17 protein-coding genes and 1 riboswitch are annotated in these 17,974 nt (G+C 71.5%); of the genes, 5 read left to right on the forward strand and 12 right to left on the reverse strand.

Annotated features, from left to right (window positions below; all coding sequences use genetic code 11):
- Positions 1-2 precede the first annotated feature (2 nt).
- The 11 genes from cobC to LE197_RS15615 form a co-directional block, all read right to left on the reverse strand.
- Positions 3-587: an alpha-ribazole phosphatase family protein gene (gene cobC, locus LE197_RS15565; RefSeq protein WP_003112355.1), complete on the reverse strand. Its 585-nt coding sequence runs from the start codon at positions 585-587 to the stop codon at positions 3-5.
- Positions 584-1,639: a nicotinate-nucleotide--dimethylbenzimidazole phosphoribosyltransferase gene (gene cobT, locus LE197_RS15570; protein ID WP_023085026.1), complete on the reverse strand. Its 1,056-nt coding sequence runs from the start codon at positions 1,637-1,639 to the stop codon at positions 584-586. Before cobT ends, cobC begins: the two co-directional genes overlap by 4 nt.
- On the reverse strand, positions 1,636-2,157 hold the full coding sequence (cobU, locus tag LE197_RS15575) for a bifunctional adenosylcobinamide kinase/adenosylcobinamide-phosphate guanylyltransferase (protein ID WP_003082599.1): 522 nt from the start codon (positions 2,155-2,157) through the stop codon (positions 1,636-1,638). Before cobU ends, cobT begins: the two co-directional genes overlap by 4 nt.
- On the reverse strand, positions 2,150-3,622 hold the full coding sequence (locus LE197_RS15580; RefSeq protein ID WP_003123097.1) for a cobyric acid synthase: 1,473 nt from the start codon (positions 3,620-3,622) through the stop codon (positions 2,150-2,152). Before LE197_RS15580 ends, cobU begins: the two co-directional genes overlap by 8 nt.
- Positions 3,615-4,610, reverse strand: coding sequence for a threonine-phosphate decarboxylase CobD (cobD, locus tag LE197_RS15585; protein ID WP_003112352.1), 996 nt, complete (start codon positions 4,608-4,610; stop codon positions 3,615-3,617). Before cobD ends, LE197_RS15580 begins: the two co-directional genes overlap by 8 nt.
- Positions 4,603-5,541, reverse strand: a complete 939-nt coding sequence (gene cbiB, locus LE197_RS15590) for an adenosylcobinamide-phosphate synthase CbiB (RefSeq protein WP_003145326.1) — start codon at positions 5,539-5,541, stop codon at positions 4,603-4,605. The genes cobD and cbiB overlap by 8 nt, the downstream gene beginning before the upstream one ends.
- Complete coding sequence (bluB, locus tag LE197_RS15595; protein ID WP_003082592.1) at positions 5,538-6,194, reverse strand: 5,6-dimethylbenzimidazole synthase; 657 nt, start codon at positions 6,192-6,194, stop codon at positions 5,538-5,540. Before bluB ends, cbiB begins: the two co-directional genes overlap by 4 nt.
- Position 6,195: 1 nt before the next feature.
- On the reverse strand, positions 6,196-7,503 hold the full coding sequence (locus LE197_RS15600; RefSeq protein WP_003082590.1) for a cobyrinate a,c-diamide synthase: 1,308 nt from the start codon (positions 7,501-7,503) through the stop codon (positions 6,196-6,198).
- Between the two features lie 31 nt (positions 7,504-7,534).
- Positions 7,535-8,146: a cob(I)yrinic acid a,c-diamide adenosyltransferase gene (gene cobO / locus LE197_RS15605; protein ID WP_003082589.1), complete on the reverse strand. Its 612-nt coding sequence runs from the start codon at positions 8,144-8,146 to the stop codon at positions 7,535-7,537.
- Between the two features lie 63 nt (positions 8,147-8,209).
- Positions 8,210-10,048 carry a TonB-dependent vitamin B12 receptor gene (gene btuB / locus LE197_RS15610; RefSeq protein WP_003107028.1) on the reverse strand — a complete coding sequence of 613 codons (1,839 nt, stop codon included), beginning with the start codon at positions 10,046-10,048 and terminating at the stop codon, positions 8,210-8,212.
- A gap of 95 nt (positions 10,049-10,143) precedes the next feature.
- Positions 10,144-10,352, reverse strand: a riboswitch (cobalamin riboswitch).
- A 47-nt stretch (positions 10,353-10,399) separates the two neighbouring features.
- A complete protein-coding gene (locus LE197_RS15615; protein ID WP_004348771.1) occupies positions 10,400-12,439 on the reverse strand; it encodes an FUSC family protein in 2,040 nt (679 codons plus the stop codon).
- 244 nt (positions 12,440-12,683) lie between these two features.
- Between LE197_RS15615 and LE197_RS15620 the strand changes: the two genes are divergently transcribed.
- From LE197_RS15620 to LE197_RS15640, 5 genes are all read left to right on the forward strand, one after another.
- Positions 12,684-13,352 (forward strand): GntR family transcriptional regulator, encoded by a 669-nt coding sequence (locus LE197_RS15620; RefSeq protein ID WP_023109042.1) that lies wholly within the window; start codon positions 12,684-12,686, stop codon positions 13,350-13,352.
- Between the two features lie 116 nt (positions 13,353-13,468).
- Positions 13,469-14,413, forward strand: coding sequence for a 4-hydroxyproline epimerase (locus tag LE197_RS15625; RefSeq protein WP_003161795.1), 945 nt, complete (start codon positions 13,469-13,471; stop codon positions 14,411-14,413).
- A complete protein-coding gene (gene lhpB, locus LE197_RS15630; protein ID WP_023109043.1) occupies positions 14,410-15,525 on the forward strand; it encodes a D-hydroxyproline dehydrogenase subunit beta LhpB in 1,116 nt (371 codons plus the stop codon). Before LE197_RS15625 ends, lhpB begins: the two co-directional genes overlap by 4 nt.
- Positions 15,522-15,758, forward strand: coding sequence for a (2Fe-2S)-binding protein (locus LE197_RS15635; protein ID WP_003114956.1), 237 nt, complete (start codon positions 15,522-15,524; stop codon positions 15,756-15,758). The genes lhpB and LE197_RS15635 overlap by 4 nt, the downstream gene beginning before the upstream one ends.
- Positions 15,755-17,008, forward strand: a complete 1,254-nt coding sequence (locus LE197_RS15640) for an FAD/NAD(P)-binding oxidoreductase (protein WP_023109044.1) — start codon at positions 15,755-15,757, stop codon at positions 17,006-17,008. The genes LE197_RS15635 and LE197_RS15640 overlap by 4 nt, the downstream gene beginning before the upstream one ends.
- On the opposite strand, the gene LE197_RS15645 is transcribed toward LE197_RS15640, so the two are convergent.
- Positions 17,005-17,907, reverse strand: a complete 903-nt coding sequence (locus LE197_RS15645) for a DMT family transporter (RefSeq protein WP_003114958.1) — start codon at positions 17,905-17,907, stop codon at positions 17,005-17,007. The genes LE197_RS15640 and LE197_RS15645 overlap by 4 nt on opposite strands.
- Between the last annotated feature and the right edge of the window lie 67 nt (positions 17,908-17,974).

Below are 17,974 nucleotides of genomic sequence, written 5' to 3' on the forward strand. Positions count from 1 at the left end.
GACTATTCCCCTTCCCGGCATTCGTGCCAGCGATCATCGCCCTCTCCGGCGCGCAGGCCGAACAGTGCGCCATGACCGACGTCCACCTGCAGCAAGTGCTCGCGCGGCAGGCCACGGGCGCGAGCGAGCAACAGACGGATGACGCCGCCATGGGTCACCAGCAGCACACGACGGCCGGCATGACGCTGGCGCAGGCGTCGCTGGGCGGCCAGCACCCGCGCCTCGAACTCGGACAGCGGCTCGCCGCCCGGCGGGGTAAAGGCGTAGGGATCGGCCCAGAAGCGGCCGAGCGCCTCGCTGTGGCCGTCCATCAGGGCGGCCGCCGAGCGCCCCTCCCAAGCGCCGAAATGCAGTTCGCGCAGATCGTTTTCCAGTTCCAGCTCGATCCCCTGGCGCTGCGCCAGTTCCTCGGCGAAGGCGCGGCAACGTTGCAATGGCGAGCTGACCAGCAGGTCCCAGCGTCCGCCTTCCACCGCCGTGCGCATCTGCGCCCAGCCACGCGCGGTCAAGGCGTCGTCGAGGCTGCCGCGGAAACCGCCGCCGGACTCGGTTTCGCCATGCCGCAGGAGGTCCAGGCGCAGGCTCATGCCGGGCGGTCCGAGACCGCCGCTTCGGCGAAGGTCGCCATCCCCGCGTGCAGCGCGCAGGCCTGGCGCAGCAGCGGCACCGCCAGCGCCGCGCCGCTGCCCTCGCCCAGGCGCAGGCCGAGGTCGAGCAGCGGTTGCGCCGCCAGGGCTTCGAGCACATGGCGATGGCCCGGCTCGGCACCGCTGTGGGCGAACAGCAGCCAGTCGCGGCAGGCCGGGTTCAGGCGCACCGCGCAGAGCGCCGCGACGCTGCAGATGTAGCCGTCGACCAGGGCGACCATGCCTTTCTGCGCGCAGGCCAGGTAGGCGCCGGCCAGCGCGGCGATCTCCAGGCCACCGAGACGGCGGAGGGTTTCGAAGGGGTCGGCGCGATGGGCGCCGTGCAGGGCCAGGGCACGCTCGATCACCGCGGCCTTGTGCGCCACGCCGCTGGCGTCCAGCCCGGTTCCCGGCCCGACCAGCGCGCTCGCCGGCGCATCCAGCAGCGCGCAGGCCATGGCCGCCGCCGCGGTGGTATTGCCGATGCCCATCTCGCCGCCGATGAACAGCTGGCTGCCGGCCTGCTCGGCGCGGCGCACGCTTTCGTGCCCAGCCTCGAGCGCCAGCAGGCACTGTTCGGCGCCCATCGCCGGGGCCTCGACGAAGTTCGCGGTGCCCGCCGCCAGGCGCAGGTGACGCACGCCGGGCAAGGCTTCCAGGGGGAACGCGGTGCCCAGGTCGACCACCTCCAGGCCGGCGCCGAGTTCGCGCGCCAGCACGCTGATCGCCGCGCCGCCGCGGACGAAGTTGCGCAGCATCTCGCCGGTGACCGCCTGCGGATAGGCCGAGATGCCCTCGGCGACTACCCCGTGGTCGCCGGCGAAGACCGTCACCCAGATCCTCTCCAGGCTCGGTCGTTCGCGCCCCTGCAACGCCGCCAGGTCGATCGCCACTTGCTCCAGGCGGCCCAGCGAGCCGCGCGGCTTGGTCAACCGGTCCTGGCGTTCGGCCGCGCGCCGGCGCATCTGCGGGTCCGCCTCGCGGCAGGTGTCGCGCCACCATTGCAGACTCATAGCGGTTCTCCTTTCAACGGCATGGGCAGGCCGGCGACGGTGAAGGTCACCCGTTCGCAGCGTTCGGCGATGGCCTGGTGCAGCCAGCCGGCCTCGTCGACGTAGCGCCGGCTGAGTTCGCCCAGCGGCACCACGCCGAGCCCGGTTTCGTTGCTGACCAGGATGATCCGTCCCGGCAGCTCGCCGAGACATTCCAGCAGCGCCTCGCGCTCGCCGTCGAGACGCTGGGGATCGTCGCAGAGCAGCAGGTTGGTCAGCCACAGGGTCAGGCAGTCGACCAGCAGGCAGCGTCCGGCCTCGGCCTCGCTGCGCAGCGTCGCCGCCAGCGCCAGAGGCTCCTCCAGGGTTCGCCAGTGGGCCGGGCGGCGCGCGCGGTGCTCGGCGATGCGCCGGCCCATTTCGCCGTCGCCGGCCTGGGCGGTGGCGATGTAGCTCACCGCCAGCCCGCTCTCGGCGGCCAGGCGCTCGGCCAGGCGGCTCTTGCCGGAACGGGCGCCGCCAAGGATCAGGTCACGCATGGGGTTCTCCGCAGAGGGCGAGCAATCGCCCGGTATCCAGGTGGCGCTCGACCAGGTCGGCGAGCCGCTCGATGTCGCGTTCGCGCAAGGCCTGGTAGTCCACCGCCTGGACCTCGCGCAGGCCGGCCCAGCGCAGCAGCGCCGAACAGGCCGCGGTGGATTCGAACAGGCCGTGCAGGTAGGTGCCCATGACGTTCCCGTCGACGCTGCGGGCACCATCCGCGCGGCCATCGTCGAGCACCACCGCCGGCCGCGCCAGGGCTTCGCCACGGGTGACTCCGGCATGGATCTCGTAGCCCGACAGCGGCGCATCCTCCAGGCTCAGGCGGCCCTGTACGTTGCGCAATTGCTTGTCCGCCTCCAGGGTCGTTTCCAACGCCAGCAGGCCGAGGCCAGCGCTGCTGCCGGCCGCGCCTTCCAGGCCGAGCGGATCGTGCAGGCGCTCGCCGAGCATCTGCAGGCCGCCGCAGATCCCCAGCAGGCGACCGCCGTAGCGCAGGTGACGGAGGATCGCCTCGTCCCAGCCACGCTCGCGCAGCGCCGCGAGGTCGGCGCGCACGCTCTTCGAGCCGGGCAGGACGATCAGGTCCGCCGACGGCAGCGCCTGGCCGGGGCCGACGAAGCTCAACTCGACCTGGGGGTGCAGGCGCAGCGGATCGAAATCGGTGTGGTTGCTGATCCTCGGCAGCACCGGCACCACCACCTTCAGGCGCGGCCCGACCTTGGCCGCCTGGCGCGTGTCGATGGCGTCCTCCGCCTCCAGGTGCAGGTCGCTGACATAGGGCAGCACGCCGAGCACCGGCTTGCCGGTGCGCGCCTCCAGCCAGTCGAGGCCAGGTTGCAGCAGGGCGATGTCGCCGCGGAAACGATTGATGACGAAGCCCCTGACCCGCTCCCGCTCCGAGTCGGAGAGCAGTTCCAGGGTGCCGACCAGGTGGGCGAAGACCCCGCCGCGGTCGATATCGGCGACCAGGATCACCGGACAGTCCACCGCTTCGGCGAAGCCCATGTTGGCGATGTCGTTGGCGCGCAGGTTGATCTCCGCCGGCGAGCCGGCGCCCTCCACCATCACCACCCGGTAGGCGGCGGCGAGCCGCCCATGGGAAGCCAGCACCGCTTCCATCGCCACGCGCTTGTAGTCGTGGTAGGCGGCGGCGTCCATGCTGGTCACCGCGCGGCCATGGATGATCACCTGGGCGCCGATGTCGGTGTTCGGCTTGAGCAGCACCGGGTTCATGTCGGTGTGCGGCGCCAGCCGACAGGCCTGGGCCTGGACCGCCTGGGCGCGGCCGATCTCGCCGCCGTCGGCGGTGACCGCGCTGTTCAGCGCCATGTTCTGCGGCTTGAACGGCACCACCGCGACGCCGCGCCGGGCCAGCCAGCGGCACAGCGCGGTCACCAGGGTGCTCTTGCCGGCGTCCGAGGTGGTGCCCTGGACCATCAGGGTCCGTCCGCGATCACTCATGAGCAGGCTCCTTGAAGCCGAGCAGCGCGGCATCCAGCCGGGCCCAGGCGGCCTCGTCGGCGGGCAGGCCGAGGCGCAGGCTGGCCGGCTGCTCGAATTGGCGGGTGAGGATGCCGCGCCGCGCCAGGTAGTCGTGCAACGCCGCGCAGCGTGGATCGACCAGGCGCTGGAACAGCGCGCTGCCGCCCGCCGGCGGCCAGCCGTGGCGGCGCAGCAGTTCCTCCAGGCGCTGGCTGGCGGCCAGCAGGCGCTCGCGCTGCTGGCGCTGTTGCTGGCGGTCGCGCAAGGCACTCTGGGCCACATGGCGCACCGGGCCATTGACCGTCCACGGACCGAGCTGCTCGGCCAGCGCCTGCAACAGCGGCCGTTCGCCGAGGGCGAAGCCGAGCCGCGCGCCGGCCAGGCCGAAGAACTTGCCGAACGAGCGCAGCACGATCAATCCGGGCCGGTTGCTGCAGGCCGCCAGGCTCGACTGCGGGGTGCAGTCCATGAACGCCTCGTCGACCAGCAGCCAGCCGCCGCGACGTTGCAGGCGGGCATGCCAGGCCAGTAGCTCGGCGGGCTCGAAGACCCGCCCGGTGGGGTTGTTCGGGTTGACCACCAGCAGCACGTCGAGGCTGTCGAGATAGGGCTCGACCTCGGCCTCGCCGATCTCCCGCACCAGGTGCCCGGCCTGGCGCCAGGCGTGGGCGTGCTCGGCGTAGCACGGCGACAGGACGCCGACCCGCCCGCCCCGCCGCATCCTCGGCAGGGCCTGGATCGCCGCCTGGCTGCCAGCCAGCGGCAATACCCGTTCGGCGCCGTAGTAGAGGCAGGCGGCGGCTTCCAGGCCGTCGTCGCTCTCCGGCAGGCGGGTCCAGGCCTGCTCGGGGATCGCCGGCAGCGAAAACGGCCAGGGCGCGATGCCGGTGGACAGGTCCAGCCAGTCCGCCAGCGGAATGTCGTAACGGCGCGCCGCCTCGCGCAACCGCCCTCCGTGTTCAAGCATGCAGCCACCCCATGGCCCAGAGTCCGGCCAGCACCAGCAGCCAGAGCAGCACGCCCTGGCGCACCAGCGCCAGGGCCCGATAGATGTCGCGGCCCTGCGGCTGCGGGCCGCTGCCGAGGAGCGGTCGCTGGTGCAGCTCGCCGTGGTAGATCGCCGCGCCGCCCAGGGAAACCCCCAGCGCACCGGCGCCGGCGGCCATCACCGGGCCGGCGTTGGGGCTGTCCCATTGCGGCGCCTGCTCGCGCCAGCAGCGCAGGGCCTGGCGGGTGTCGCCGAGCAGCGCGTAGGTCAGCGCCACCAGCCGCGCCGGCAGGTAGTTGAGGATGTCGTCGATCTTCGCCGCGGCCCAGCCGAAGCGCTCGAAGCGCGCGTTGCGGTAGCCCCACATCGCGTCCAGGGTATTGCTCAGGCGATACAGCACCACCCCCGGCGCGCCGGCCACGGCGAACCAGAACAGCGCGGCGTAGACCGCGTCGCTGCCGTTCTCCAGTACCGATTCGGTGGCCGCGCGGGCGACCCCGGCCTGGTCCAGCTCGCGGGTATCGCGGCTGACCAGGTAGCCGACACGTCGCCGCGCCTCGTCCAGGTCGCCGGCGCGCAAGGCCAGCGCCACCGGTTCGGCGTGCTCGCCGAGGCTACGCAGGCCGAGCGCGGCGTACAGCGCCAGGGCCTGGACCAGCCAGCCGAGGTAGGGAAGTTCAGCGAGCGCCCAGGCCAGCAGGGTCAGCGGCAGTACCGCGAGGACCCAGGCGGTCACCCCGTGGCTGCGCCAGCCGACCCCGGGATCGGCCTCGCCGGCCAGGCGCGAGCGGTTGAAACGGCGCTCCAGGCGGTCGGCCAGGCGGCCGAAGGCGACCAACGGGTGCCAGCCCTGCGGCTCGCCGAAGCGCGCATCCAGCACCACGCCGAGGATACCCAGCAGTGCGCTCATGCTCGCTCGCCCCAACGGTTCTGGTAGACCAGCTCGGCCAGCGGACGCGGTTCGCTCCAACCCTCCAGCGCCAGCATCGGCGCCGGGTAGAACTCCGCCACCGGGCCCAGGCAGAGCACCGCCACCGCCTCGCTGCCGGGCGGCAGGCCGAGCAACTCGCCCAGCGCGGCCGGATCGAACAGCGATACCCAGCCCATCCCCAGGCCCTCGGCGCGACTGGCCAGCCAGAGGTTCTGGATCGCGCAGGCGAGCGACGCCAGGTCCATCTGCGGCAGGGTCCGGCGACCGAACACATGGCGTTCGCGGTCGTCCATCAGGGCGGCGACCAGCAGTTCGGCGCAATCCAGCACGCCCTCGACCTTGAGCCGCATGAACTCGTCGGAGCGCTCGCCGAGGGCTTCGGCGGTGCGTCCGCGTTCCTCCTCGACCAGCCCGTGGATGGCCCGCCGCAACGCCGGCTCGGTGATACGGATGAAGCGCCAGGGTTGCATCAGGCCGACGCTGGGCGCCTGGTGTGCGGCCTCCAGCAGCCGCGCGAGCAGCTCCGGCGCCACGCTGCCACCGCTGAAGTGGCGCATGTCGCGGCGCTCGGCGATGGCCCGGTAGACGGCGGCGCGCTCCGTGGCGCTGAAGGCGTGGGAAGAATCGGACATGTCAGTCGGCGTCTCGCGCGGGCGCCAGCAACGCAGCGGCGGCCTGCGGGTTGGAAGGCAGGTAGAAATGGATATAGGAAGCCGTCAGCCGGCCAAGACGGAACACCGCCTCCGCCGTGTTCCGGCCGTTCGGGCAGACGCCACGGGCCAGAGGCTCGACGGCGCAGTCGAGGGTCGAGTGATGGAAGGTATGCCCGCGCAGCCGCCCTTCCGGCAGCTCGACCTCCTGCAAGGCCAGGGCGGTCAGGCGCTTCTGCAGGCGCGCCCGGCCCGGCAGCAGGCCGAGCAGTTCGCCGCGCTCGCCGTCGGCGTCTTCCAGGCAGTCGAGCAGGTAGAGCATGCCGCCGCACTCGGCCAGCAGCGGCTTGCCGGCGGCATGGTGGGCTCGGATCGCCTCGGCCATGGCGCGATTGCCCTGCAGGCGCCCCAGGTGCAGTTCGGGGTAGCCGCCCGGCAGGTACAGGCTGTCCACGGCGGGCAACGCCTGGTCCTGCAGCGGCGAGAAGAACGCCAGTTCGGCGCCGAGTTCGCGCAGCAGGTCGAGATTGGCCTGGTAGAGGAAGGCGAACGAGGCATCGCGGGCCACGCCGATGCGCACGCCTTCCAGGCTGCGTTGCAGCGGCGCCGGAGCGGGCACCTCGAAGGTCACCGGCTCCGGCAGGTCGGTCTCGGCGCTGGCCCGCAAGGCGTCGGCGGCGGCGTCCAGGCGCGCATCGAGATCGGCCAGTTCCTCGGCCTGGACCAGGCCCAGGTGGCGGCTCGGCAGTTCGAACTCGGCCGAGCGCGGCAGGCCGCCGAACCAGCGCATGCCGGGCGGCAGGCAATCACGCAGGATGTCGCTGTGGCGTTGGCTGCCGACGCGGTTGCCGAGCACTCCGGAAAACGGCAGGTCCGGCTGGAAATGCGCCAGGCCGTAGGCCAGCGCGCCGAAGGTCTGGGCCATCGCCGCGCCGTTGATCACCCCCAGCACCGGCACGCCGAAACGCCGCGCCAGGTCTGCCGCCGAGGGGTTGCCATCGAACAGGCCCATCACCCCTTCGATGAGGATCAGGTCGGCCTCGCCGGCGGCCCGCGCCAGCAGGCGTCGCGCTTCGGCCTCGCCGACCATCCACAGGTCGAGCTGGTAGACCGGCGCGCCGGAGGCGCGGGCGAGGATCATCGGGTCGAGGAAATCCGGCCCGCACTTGAACACCCGTACCCGCCGCCCCTGGCGCGCATGCAGGCGGGCCAGGGCGGCGGTGACGGTGGTCTTGCCCTGGCCGGAGGCCGGGGCGGCGATCAGCAGGGCCGGACAGCGTGCCTGGGTCATAGGCGAAGCGTCTCCGCGCATGGCGCCGGCATCAGAATTCCACTCCTTTCTGCGCCTTGATCCCGGCCTTGAACGCGTGCTTGACCAGGCTCATCTCGGTCACCGTGTCGGCGGCCTCGACCATCCCCGGCTGCGCGCCGCGGCCGGTCACCACCACATGCTGCATGGCCGGGCGCGCCTGGATGTCGGCGAGGACCCTGTCCAGTTCCAGGTAGCCGTGCTTGAGGGCGATGTTCAATTCGTCCAGCACCACCAGGCCCACGTCCGGGTCGGCCAGCAATTGCGCGGCGACCTTCCAGGCTGCCTCGGCCTTGGCGATGTCGCGCTGGCGGTCCTGGGTCTCCCAGGTGAAGCCCTCGCCCATCACGTGGTAGCTGACTTCCTCGGGGAAGCGCCGGAAGAAGGCTTCCTCGCCGGTGCTGGCGGCGCCCTTGATGAACTGCACGACACCGACCTTCATGCCATGGCCCAGGGCCCGCGCGACCATGCCGAAGGCCGAGCTGCTCTTGCCCTTGCCGTTGCCGCTATGCACCAGGAGCACGCCGCGTTCGTCGCGGGCCTGGGCGATCTTCTCGTCGACCACGGCCTTCTTGCGCTCCATCCGCTCGCGGTGGCGCTGGTCCTTCTCGGGGGATTCGTTCATCGTCGATCACTCCTTGCGGCGACGCGGCCGCGCCGTCGCCTCGTTCATTCGAAATACCCGGCCTCACAGGGCCTGGTAGCGCACGCTGAGGTAGACCGCCTGGCCAGGCTGGTTGTAGCCATACGCGGTTTCGTAGTCGGCACCGAACAGGTTGGCGATCCGGCCCTGCAGGCGCCATTCGTCGTTCAGCCGGTACTCGCTGCGCAGGTCGAGGGTGGCGTAGCCGCCCAGGCGCACCTCGTTGGCCGGGTCATCATAGCGTCGGCCTTCGGCGTGCACGCTGGCGCCCAGCGAAAGACGCTCGAAGCGCCGGTCCAGTTCCAGGTTGAACATCCGCTGCGCCCGGCGCGGCAGTTCGTTGCCGTCGTTGACGCCGCCGGAACGGTTTTGCGGGTCGAGGAAGGTCGCGTTGGCGTTCCAGTCCCAGCCCAGCCACTGGCTGCCGAGGACCAGTTCGACGCCACGGATGCGCGCTTCGTCGATGTTGAACGGCACATAAAGCCCCTGACGGGTTGTATAGGTGATCAGCGAGTCGATGTCCGTACGATAGGCATTCACCGCCCAGTGCCCCCAGTCGTGCGTACCGCTGAGACCGACCTCCAGGCTGCGCGAAGTCTCGGCGTCCAGGTCGGGATTGCCGTAGTCGGGGAGGTAGAGTTCGTTGAAGGTCGGCGCCTTGAACGCCGTCCCGTAGCTGACGGTGAAGCGCAGCGCGTCGCTCAGCGCGTAGCCCCAGGCGGCGCTGCCGGTGTCGTGCACGCCGAACTGCTGGTTGTCGTCGCGGCGCAGGCTCAGTTGCCAATCCTGGCGACCGTACCGGCCGAGGTACTGGGCGAACCAGCCTTTGTTCAGCCGCGAGTCGACGCTGAAGGCTTCGCTGCTGCTGATCTCGTCCTTCTGCCAGTCGTAGCCGAGGGTCAGCACATGGCCTTCGGCCAGGGTCAGGTCGTTCTGCCAGGACAGGCTGTCGCGACGGGTATCGAAGCGCGAGTAGAAACGGCCATCCTGATAGGCATCGGCCTTGTCCTCGCTGCGCCCTGCCTGGAGGGTCACCAGCCAGGGATCGAGCGGAGTGAAGCGGGCACGGCCGCCGACCAGGTTCTGCTCGCCGTCGGCGTTGGTATTGAAACCAGAGTTGCCGAGGACCTGGTCATAGTCGTTGTGCGACTTGGCCCTGACCAGGGTGCCGTCGAGTTCCAGGCCATTGTCGAAGCGATAGCCGCCGCGCAGGTTGCCGGACAGGTTGCGGTAGCCGTCTCGGTCTGGCTCATAGCCCGCAGTACCGGCGCGCTTGGTGTTGATCCCCGCCGTATCGAAGCTGCTCACCCCGAGGCTGTACCAGCCGTTGCCGGCGCCGCCGCTGACCCCGGCGCTGCCCTCCAGGGTCTGATGGGTGCCGTAACCGGCGGAGAAGAACGGCTTGGCGCCCTGGCCGTCGCCGCGCCGGGTGAAGATCTGGATCACCCCGCCGATGGCCTCCGAGCCGTACAGGCTGGAACGCGGCCCGCGGACCACCTCGATGCGCTCGATCAGCTCCACCGGCAAGTCCTGGAACGCGGTGAGGCCAGCGCTGGCCGAGCCGACCTTGATGCCGTCGATCAGCACCAGCACATGGTCGGACTCGGTGCCGCGCAGGAACAGCGTGGTGTTCTTGCCGAAACCGCCGTTGTTCGCCAGCGACACGCCGGGTACCTGGCGCAACAGCTCCGGCACGCTGCGCGCCTGGCTGCGCTCGATATCCTCGCGGTCGATGACGCTCACCGCCGCCAGGCTCTGGGAAGCGGTCTGGGCGGTACGGGTGGCGGTCACCACCTGGTCGGCAAGGCTGACCGGTTCGGCCAGGCTCAGGGAAGACGCGCCGCACAGCGCCACGGCTGCCGGGGTCAGGAAAACTCTGTTCATGCTCTGCGCTGCTCCGTCGCTCTCACCCGCGCGACCTGGGTTGAGGCAGACGGAGGACGAAGCGACGGCAGGAGACGTCCGACAGCGCCCTCCGCGATGCCGTGGGTGCGTCAGGCCGGTCTCCGGGCTCGCGAGCGAAGCGCTGGACGCTTCCAGCCGCGCCTTCCCATGCCGGAGCACAGTGGTCATCGAGCGGCTGTCTGATTCGCCTACCGTTGCGGGGGCAGCGCTGGCCTGGTTCCGACGGAACGCACCAGCTTCCCTGTTTCACCCCTTGCGGGGCACCTGTCGCAAGGCGCGCAGCTTAGTGGTTCGGGGCTTGCGCGGTCAATGTGGCCGGCCACCGCAGAACTAGCGCCCGGCTCCGGGGAGCGGGTCCGCGCGCAGCGCCGTCCCGGCCGGAGCATGGCTGCGGCACCACTGCCGCCAGGTGGCCTGCAACTGCACCAGCGCGGCGCCGGCCAGCTCGCCGCGTTCGCTGCCGGCCAGCGGGCTGGCGGCCAGGGCCTTGAGCAGGCGCGCGGTCGGCGGGTCGAGGGCGTGTTCACGCTCAGCCCGCGGGCCATCGCCCAGCAGCGCCAGGCGCAGGCGCCGCAGGTAGCGGTCGCGGGCCTGCGCCAGGGACGCCGGGACCTCCTCCAGGCACTGCCGCAGGTAGAGCAGCTCGTCGCCGAAGTCGAGTCCCATCAGGCCGTCCGACCAGGGCTGGCGGCGCCCCTCCGGCAAACGGTCGTAGCGCTGCGCCAGGCGGATCAGGCGATCCGCGGTGCGCCCGCCGAACCAGGCCTCGGCCTGCGCCGGCGAGCGCAGGGTGAGCCGCGCCAGGTCGCCGAGGGTGGCCTGCAGCATGCGCCGGTAATGGCGTTCGCCCGGCCGCAGGCTGACCAGGTTGAACACCAGCACGGCGAAGGCCACCCCGAGCACCGTCGACAGGGCGTTGTTGAGGAAGTGCGCGAGGTCGTAGCTCATGCTGTTGCTCGGCGCGACGTTCTTCACGAAGAAGATGCAGAACGGCGAGGCGATCCCGGCCAGGCTCGCCCGGTTCACGCACAGCGCGGCGAAGAACAGCGGTACGCCCAGGCCCAGGCAGAGCAGCGGGAAGCCGTCCACGCCGGGCAGGTAGAACAGTGCGACGAAGCCGGCCAGCGGGATCGACAGGAGGATCCCGCGAAGGAAGTTCAGGCCGGCCTGGGCCGGGTTGTCGCGGCTGGCGAAGAGACTCAGCACCACCCCGGTGATCGACACCGCGCCCAACCCGCTCGGCCAGGCGCTGGCCAGCCAGAACGCGGCCACGCAGAGGAACGCCAGGGCGCTGCGCAGGCCGAACAGCACGCCGCGCTCGATGTCCCGGTGCCAGGCGATGGCGCCCGGCGCCTGGCGGGTGGGCGCGCCATAGACCAGCGCCTCGACGCTGCGCCCGGCCGCCCTCGCCTCGCCGAGCAGGCGTTCGAGGCAGACCAGGCACAGGTGCAACTGTCCATGCGCCGCGTCCAGCGCCAGGCGCAAGCGCTGCCGGCAGGCCTCGAACTCGGCCTGGCGGCCCTCGCGCAACAGTGCCTCGAGTTCTTCCAGCCAGGGCTGCAAGGCGTGCGCGCTGGCCGGATCGAGCAGCCTCCGCTCGCGAGCCACCTTGCGCGCCGCGCGCAGCAGGCCGAGCAGGTCGAGGCCTAGCACGCGCAAGGCCTGGGAACGGGCGCGGCCGAGCGCGCCCTCGAACCAGGCGTGGTCGCGCTGGGCGTCCGCCGCGGCGATCCGCCCCAGCGCCGCGAGCAGCTCGCCGCGTTCGTCGGCGCCGCGCAGTTCCGCCGCGGCCGCCTGCAAGCCGGCCTCCCAGGCCGCCTTGCCCTGGTTCGCCAACTGGCGTTCCAGGCGCCGCGGCCAGAGCAGCACATTCACCAGCGCCGCGCAGAGGATGCCCAGGCCGATCTCCGAGCAGCGGGCCACCGCCTGGTCGAACACCGTCGCCGGATCGGCGCTGGCCGGCAGGGCGACGATGGCCGCGGTGTAGCCGGCCAGGACGAAACCGTAGGACGCATGATTGTGCAGCAGCGACGCGCCGGCGGTGCAGAACGCCAGCCAGAGGGCCATCAGCAGGAGGAAGGGCAGCGATGCCTGGCCATAGAGCGCGACCATGCCGATGGACACCAGCGCACCGGCGCAGGTGCCGATCAGGCGGAACATGCCCTTGGCCAGGACCATGCCGCTATAGGGCTGGCTGACCACGAACACCGTCATCAATGCCCATTGCGGCTGCTCCAGCTCCAGGCCGAAGGCCAGGTACAGGGCCAACCCGCCGGCCAGCAGGGCCTTCACGGCGAACTGCAGTTCGTGCAGACGCGGGCACAGCAGCACCTGCACCAGGTCGGAGGAAAAGAAGGAAGGCTTGGCCATCGCGGACGCCCCGAAATACATGAGCGAGCGAATTATTAGCAAGCTAATTTTCTATTGTCCAGCCTCTCCGCGAACTTTCCGGAAGAGCGTTTCGCCCTGCGAAACATGCGCCACGGAGGCCCACTGGAGCCGACCAACACGCCTGCGCAGAAGGCGCCAACCGGCAGCGGCACGCGCCAAGCGTTCGTATACAATATCCCGCACGTTCCCAACGCCATGCAGGTTGTCCCGCTTGCCTCTCTCCATGCTCAACGCCCCTAACCTGGGCATCGCCCCTTCGGCCTCCGAGATCATCGCCAAGCACCTGCGCGAAGCGATCATCGCCGGGCATTTCGCCGAGGACGAACCGATCCGCCAGGACGACATCGCGCAACTCTTCAATGTCAGCAAGATTCCCGTCCGCGAGGCCCTCAAGCGCCTGGAGGCGGAAGGCCTGGTGCTGTTCCAGCGCAACAAGGGCGCGGTGGTGACGCGTATTTCCGAACCGGAACTGGCGCAGATGTTCGAAGTGCGGGTGCTGCTCGAGGCGCAGGCGATCCGCCTGGCGGTGCCGAACATGGACGAGACCACCTTCGCCCGCGCCGAGGCGATCTGCGCCGACTTCGTCGGCGAAGACAACGTCGGACGCTGGGCCGAACTCAACTGGCAACTGCACGCCTGCCTCTACGAACCGGCGCAGCGGCCGTTCCTGGTCAACCTGATCCGCTCCATCCACGACAAGCTGGAACGTTACCTGCGCATGCAGATGAGCCTGTCCGAAGGCAAGCAGCGCGCCGACCAGGAACACCGCGAGATCGTCGCCGCCTGTCGCGCCGGCGATGCCGAACGGGCCGCGACACTGATCGAGGCACATATCGTCGGGGTCTGCCGGACCCTCTACGAACACCTGCCGAACCGCCCGGCCAGCACCTGAGCCGGGCCATCCCGGCTATGCCGCTTTCGTCACTCGCCTGAGCGAAAACCCTCAAGCGCCCCGCCCCGCCGAAACGCCACCCTGTGGCGCATACCCCGGCACAGGCGAGGGCCACCATGCAACGCATCCGCATCATCGATTCGCATACCGGCGGCGAGCCCACTCGCCTGGTCATCGGCGGCTTTCCCGATCTCGGCCAGGGCGACATGGCCGAGCGCCGGCGCCTGCTCGGCGAGCGCCATGACGCCTGGCGCGCCGCCTGCATCCTCGAACCGCGCGGCAGCGACGTACTGGTCGGCGCCCTGCTCTGCGCACCGGTCGATCCCGAAGCCTGTGCCGGAGTGATCTTCTTCAACAACAGTGGCTACCTCGGCATGTGCGGCCACGGCACCATCGGCCTGGTCGCCTCGCTGGCACACCTCGGGCGGATCGGTCCCGGCGTGCACCGCATCGAGACGCCGGTCGGCGAGGTCGAGGCGACCCTCCACGAGGACGGCTCGGTCAGCGTGCGCAACGTGCCGGCCTACCGCTACCGTCGCCAGGTCAGCGTCGAAGTGCCCGGCATCGGCCGGGTCAGCGGCGACATCGCCTGGGGCGGCAACTGGTTCTTCCTGGTCGCCGGACACGGCCAGCGCATCGCCGGCGACAACCTCGACGCCCTCACCGCCTACACTGTCGCCGTCCAGCAGGCGCTGGAAGACCAGGGCATCCGCGGCGAGGACGGCGGCGCCATCGATCACATCGAACTGTTCGCCGACGATCCCCACGCCGACAGCCGCAACTTCGTGCTCTGTCCCGGCAAGGCCTACGACCGCTCGCCCTGCGGCACCGGCACCAGCGCCAAGCTGGCCTGCCTGGCCGCCGACGGCAAGCTGCTGCCCGGCCAGCCCTGGCGCCAGGCGAGCGTGATCGGCAGCCAGTTCGAGGGGCGTTACGAATGGCTCGACGGCCAGCCCGGCGGGCCCATCGTGCCGACCATCCGCGGCCGCGCCCACGTCAGCGCGGAAGCCACCCTGCTGCTGGCGGACGACGATCCGTTCGCCTGGGGCATCCGCCGGTGAACGCCGAGGTCATCGTGGTCGGCGCCGGCATCGTCGGCAGCGCCTGCGCCCATGAACTGGCGCGTCGCGGCCTCGACGTACTGGTGCTGGACAGCCGCCGCGGCGGTGCCACCGCGGTGGGCATGGGCCATCTGGTGGCGATGGACGACAACCCGGCCGAACTGGCCCTCAGCGACTACTCGATCCAGGCCTGGCGCGCCTGGGCGGCGGATCTGCCGGAAGACTGCGCGTACCGCAATTGCGGCACCCTCTGGCTGGCCGCCGACGCCAGCGAACTCGCCGAGGCCGAACGCAAGCGCCAGGCGCTGCAAGCCGCCGGCGTTGCCTGCCGGATGCTTGGCGCCGCGCGCCTGTACGCCCTCGAACCGGCCCTGCGGCCGGGCCTGGCCGGCGCCCTGGAGGTGTCCGGCGACGGCATCCTCTACGCGCCCGCCGCCGCGCGCTGGCTGCTCGACCAGGCCGGGCCGCGCCTGCGCCGGCTGTACGCCGAAGTCAGCGAAGTGGACGGCAGCCGCCTGCGCCTGGCCGACGGCCGCTGGCTGAGCGCCGAGGCGCTGGTGCTGGCCAACGGCATCCATGCCGGCGAGCTGTGCGCGGAGCTGCCGATCCGCCCGAAGAAAGGCCACCTGCTGATCACCGACCGCTATCCCGGCACCCTCCGCCATCAACTGGTGGAACTCGGCTATGTCAGCAGCGCCCACGCCAGCAGCGGTACCTCGGTAGCCTTCAACGCCCAGCCGCGCCCCACCGGGCAGGTCTTCCTCGGCTCCTCGCGGCAGTTCGACACGCTCGACCCGCAGGTGGAAGGCCCGGTGCTGGCGCGCATGCTGCGGCGTGCCCTGGACTACCTGCCGGGGCTCGCCGGCCTCAATGCGATCCGTGCCTGGACCGGCTTCCGCGCTGCCACTCCGGACGGCCTGCCGCTGCTTGGCGAGCACCCGGCGCAGCCGGGCCTGTGGCTGGCGGTCGGCCACGAGGGCCTGGGCGTGACCACCGCGCCGGGCAGCGCGCGCCTGCTCGCCGCCCAGTTGTTCGGCGAAACGCCGCCGCTGGATGCCACGCCTTATCTGCCGCAACGCTTCCTCTCCAGCTCCGGGAGTGCCCGGCCATGATCGAACTGTTCATCGACCGGCGTCCGCTGCGGGTCGCCGTCGGTACCAGCGTGGCGGCCGCCCTCGCCCTCGGCGGCGACGGCTGCTCCCGCAGCGCGGTCGGCGGCGGGCGGCGCGCGCCGTTCTGCGGCATGGGCGCGTGCCAGGAATGCCGGGTATTGATCGACGGTCGGCGACGCCTGGCCTGCCAGACCGTCTGCCAATCCGGCATGCGCGTGGAGACCCAGGCATGAGCGCCGACTACGACCTGCTGATCGTCGGTGCCGGCCCCGCCGGCCTGGCCGCAGCGCTGGCCGCCGCGCCGAGCGGCGCGCGCATCGCCCTGGTCGACGACAACCCGGCCGCCGGCGGACAGATCTGGCGCGACGGCCCGCGTGCCAGCCTGCCGCCGCGTGCCCATCAGATGCGCCAACGCCTGGCCGGGCAGGCCAATGTCGAGCACTTCCCGGCGACCCGGGTGGTCGCCTGCGGTCCCGGCAGGCGCCTGTTGCTGGAAGACCCGCAACGTGGCTGGCAGGTCGGCTACCGACGCCTGGTCCTCTGCACCGGCGCCCGCGAACTGCTGCTGCCTTTTCCCGGCTGGACCCTCCCCGGCGTCACCGGCGCCGGCGGCCTGCAGGCGTTGGCCAAGGGCGGCCTGCCACTGGCCGGCCAGCGCCTGGTGGTGGCTGGCTCCGGCCCGCTGCTGCTGGCCAGCGCCGCCAGCGCCAGCCAGTGCGGGGCGCGCCTGCTGCGCGTCGCCGAACAGGCGCCGGCGAGAACCCTGGCCGCCTTCGCCGTACGCCTCCCGCGCTGGCCCGGCAAGCTGTGGCAGGCCGCCGGCCTGTTCGCCCGTAGCTACCGCGCCGACAGCTACGTGCTCGCCGCCCTCGGCGAGGAGCGCCTGGAAGCCGTGCGCCTGCGCGAAGGCGGTCGGGTCCGCGAGATCGCCTGCGACCGCCTGGCCTGCGGCTTCGGCCTGGTGCCCAACGTGCAACTCGGCCAGGCCCTCGGCTATCGCCTCGACGGCCAGGCGCTCGCCGTCGACGAATGGCAGGCCGGCAGCCTGCCCGACCACTACGCCGCCGGCGAATGCACCGGCTTCGGCGGCAGCGAACTGGCCCTGGTGGAAGGCGCCATCGCCGGCCATGCCGCCGTCGACGAGCGCGACGCGGCTCGCCGCCTGTGGCCACGACGGCGACGCTGGCAGGGCTTCGCCGACACCCTGGCGCGACACTTCGCCCTGCGTGCCGAACTGCGTCAACTGGCGGAGGCGGATACCCTGGTCTGCCGTTGCGAAGACGTCCCCTTGGCCGCGCTGGCCGGGCATGCCGGCTGGACCGAGGCCAAGCTGCACAGCCGTTGCGGCATGGGCGCCTGCCAGGGGCGGATATGCGGCAGCGCCGCGCAATTCCTGTTCGGCTGGACGCCTCCGGCGCCGCGTCCGCCGTTCAGCCCGGCGCGCCTGGAGACCCTGGCCCGCTGGCAGGGCGACGCCGGCTAGCGACGCTCGGCGCGATACAGCCAGCCGAGGCCGGCCAGCGACAGCAGCAGACCACCCAGCAGCATGGGTGTCAGCGGCTCGGCGAACATCCAGTGCGCCCATAGCAGGGTCAGCGCCGGGCTCAGGTACAGCGCCGCGCTGCCACCCTGTGCGGAAAGATGGCGCAGGCCCAGCCAGTACAGGCCGTAGCCGCCGAAGGTGGGCAGCAGCACCAGCCAGGCGAGCCCGAACAGGAATCCGCCGGACAGCGGCGGCCGCAGGCTACCCTCCGCCAGCGCCAGGCCGGCGAACGCCGGCAGCGCGGCGCCGATCTGCACGAACAGCACCACGGCCAGCGATCCCGGCGCATCGTCCCAGCGCTTCTGCAACAGGGTGGCCAGGGCCAGCGCCAGCATGCCCAGCAGCGGCAGGCCGTAGGCCCAGCCCGGCGCCCGCCCCAGCGCCAGCGCCGCATGCCCGGCCCAGAGCACCCCGGCGACGCCCAGGGCGATCCCCGGCCACTGCCCCGGCCGCGTTCGCTGCCCCGGCAGGACCAGCGCCAGCAAGGCCACCAGCAGCGGCAACAGGTCGGCCATCAGCGCCGCCACGCCCGGTGAGACGCCGAGTTCGATGGCCTTGGCGATCGGCGCGATGTAGCCCGCGTAGGCCAACGCCCCGATCAGCGCCTGGCGCCGCCACTGGCGCGCCGACAACCGACGCAGCCCGGCCCAGGCGAAGGGCAGCAGCAGCGCCAGGCAGACGGCGAAGCGCCAGAAGCTGGTGAGGAACACCGGCGCCTGTTCCATGGCATAGCGGTAGCCGACGAAGCCGGAACTCCAGGCCAGTACCATGCCCAGTTGCACGGCCAGCAGGCGGGTCGCCCCGGGCATCGCTCGCGGGGTGCAGGTGGTCGCGCGCATCGCTCGCCTCCGTCGGTCAGGTTCGAGTCGAGGCTAGGCGGCCTCCGCCGCTACTATCAAACGAAAC

Source organism: Pseudomonas sp. PS1(2021), from assembly GCF_020405165.1.
Classification (GTDB): domain Bacteria; phylum Pseudomonadota; class Gammaproteobacteria; order Pseudomonadales; family Pseudomonadaceae; genus Pseudomonas; species Pseudomonas aeruginosa.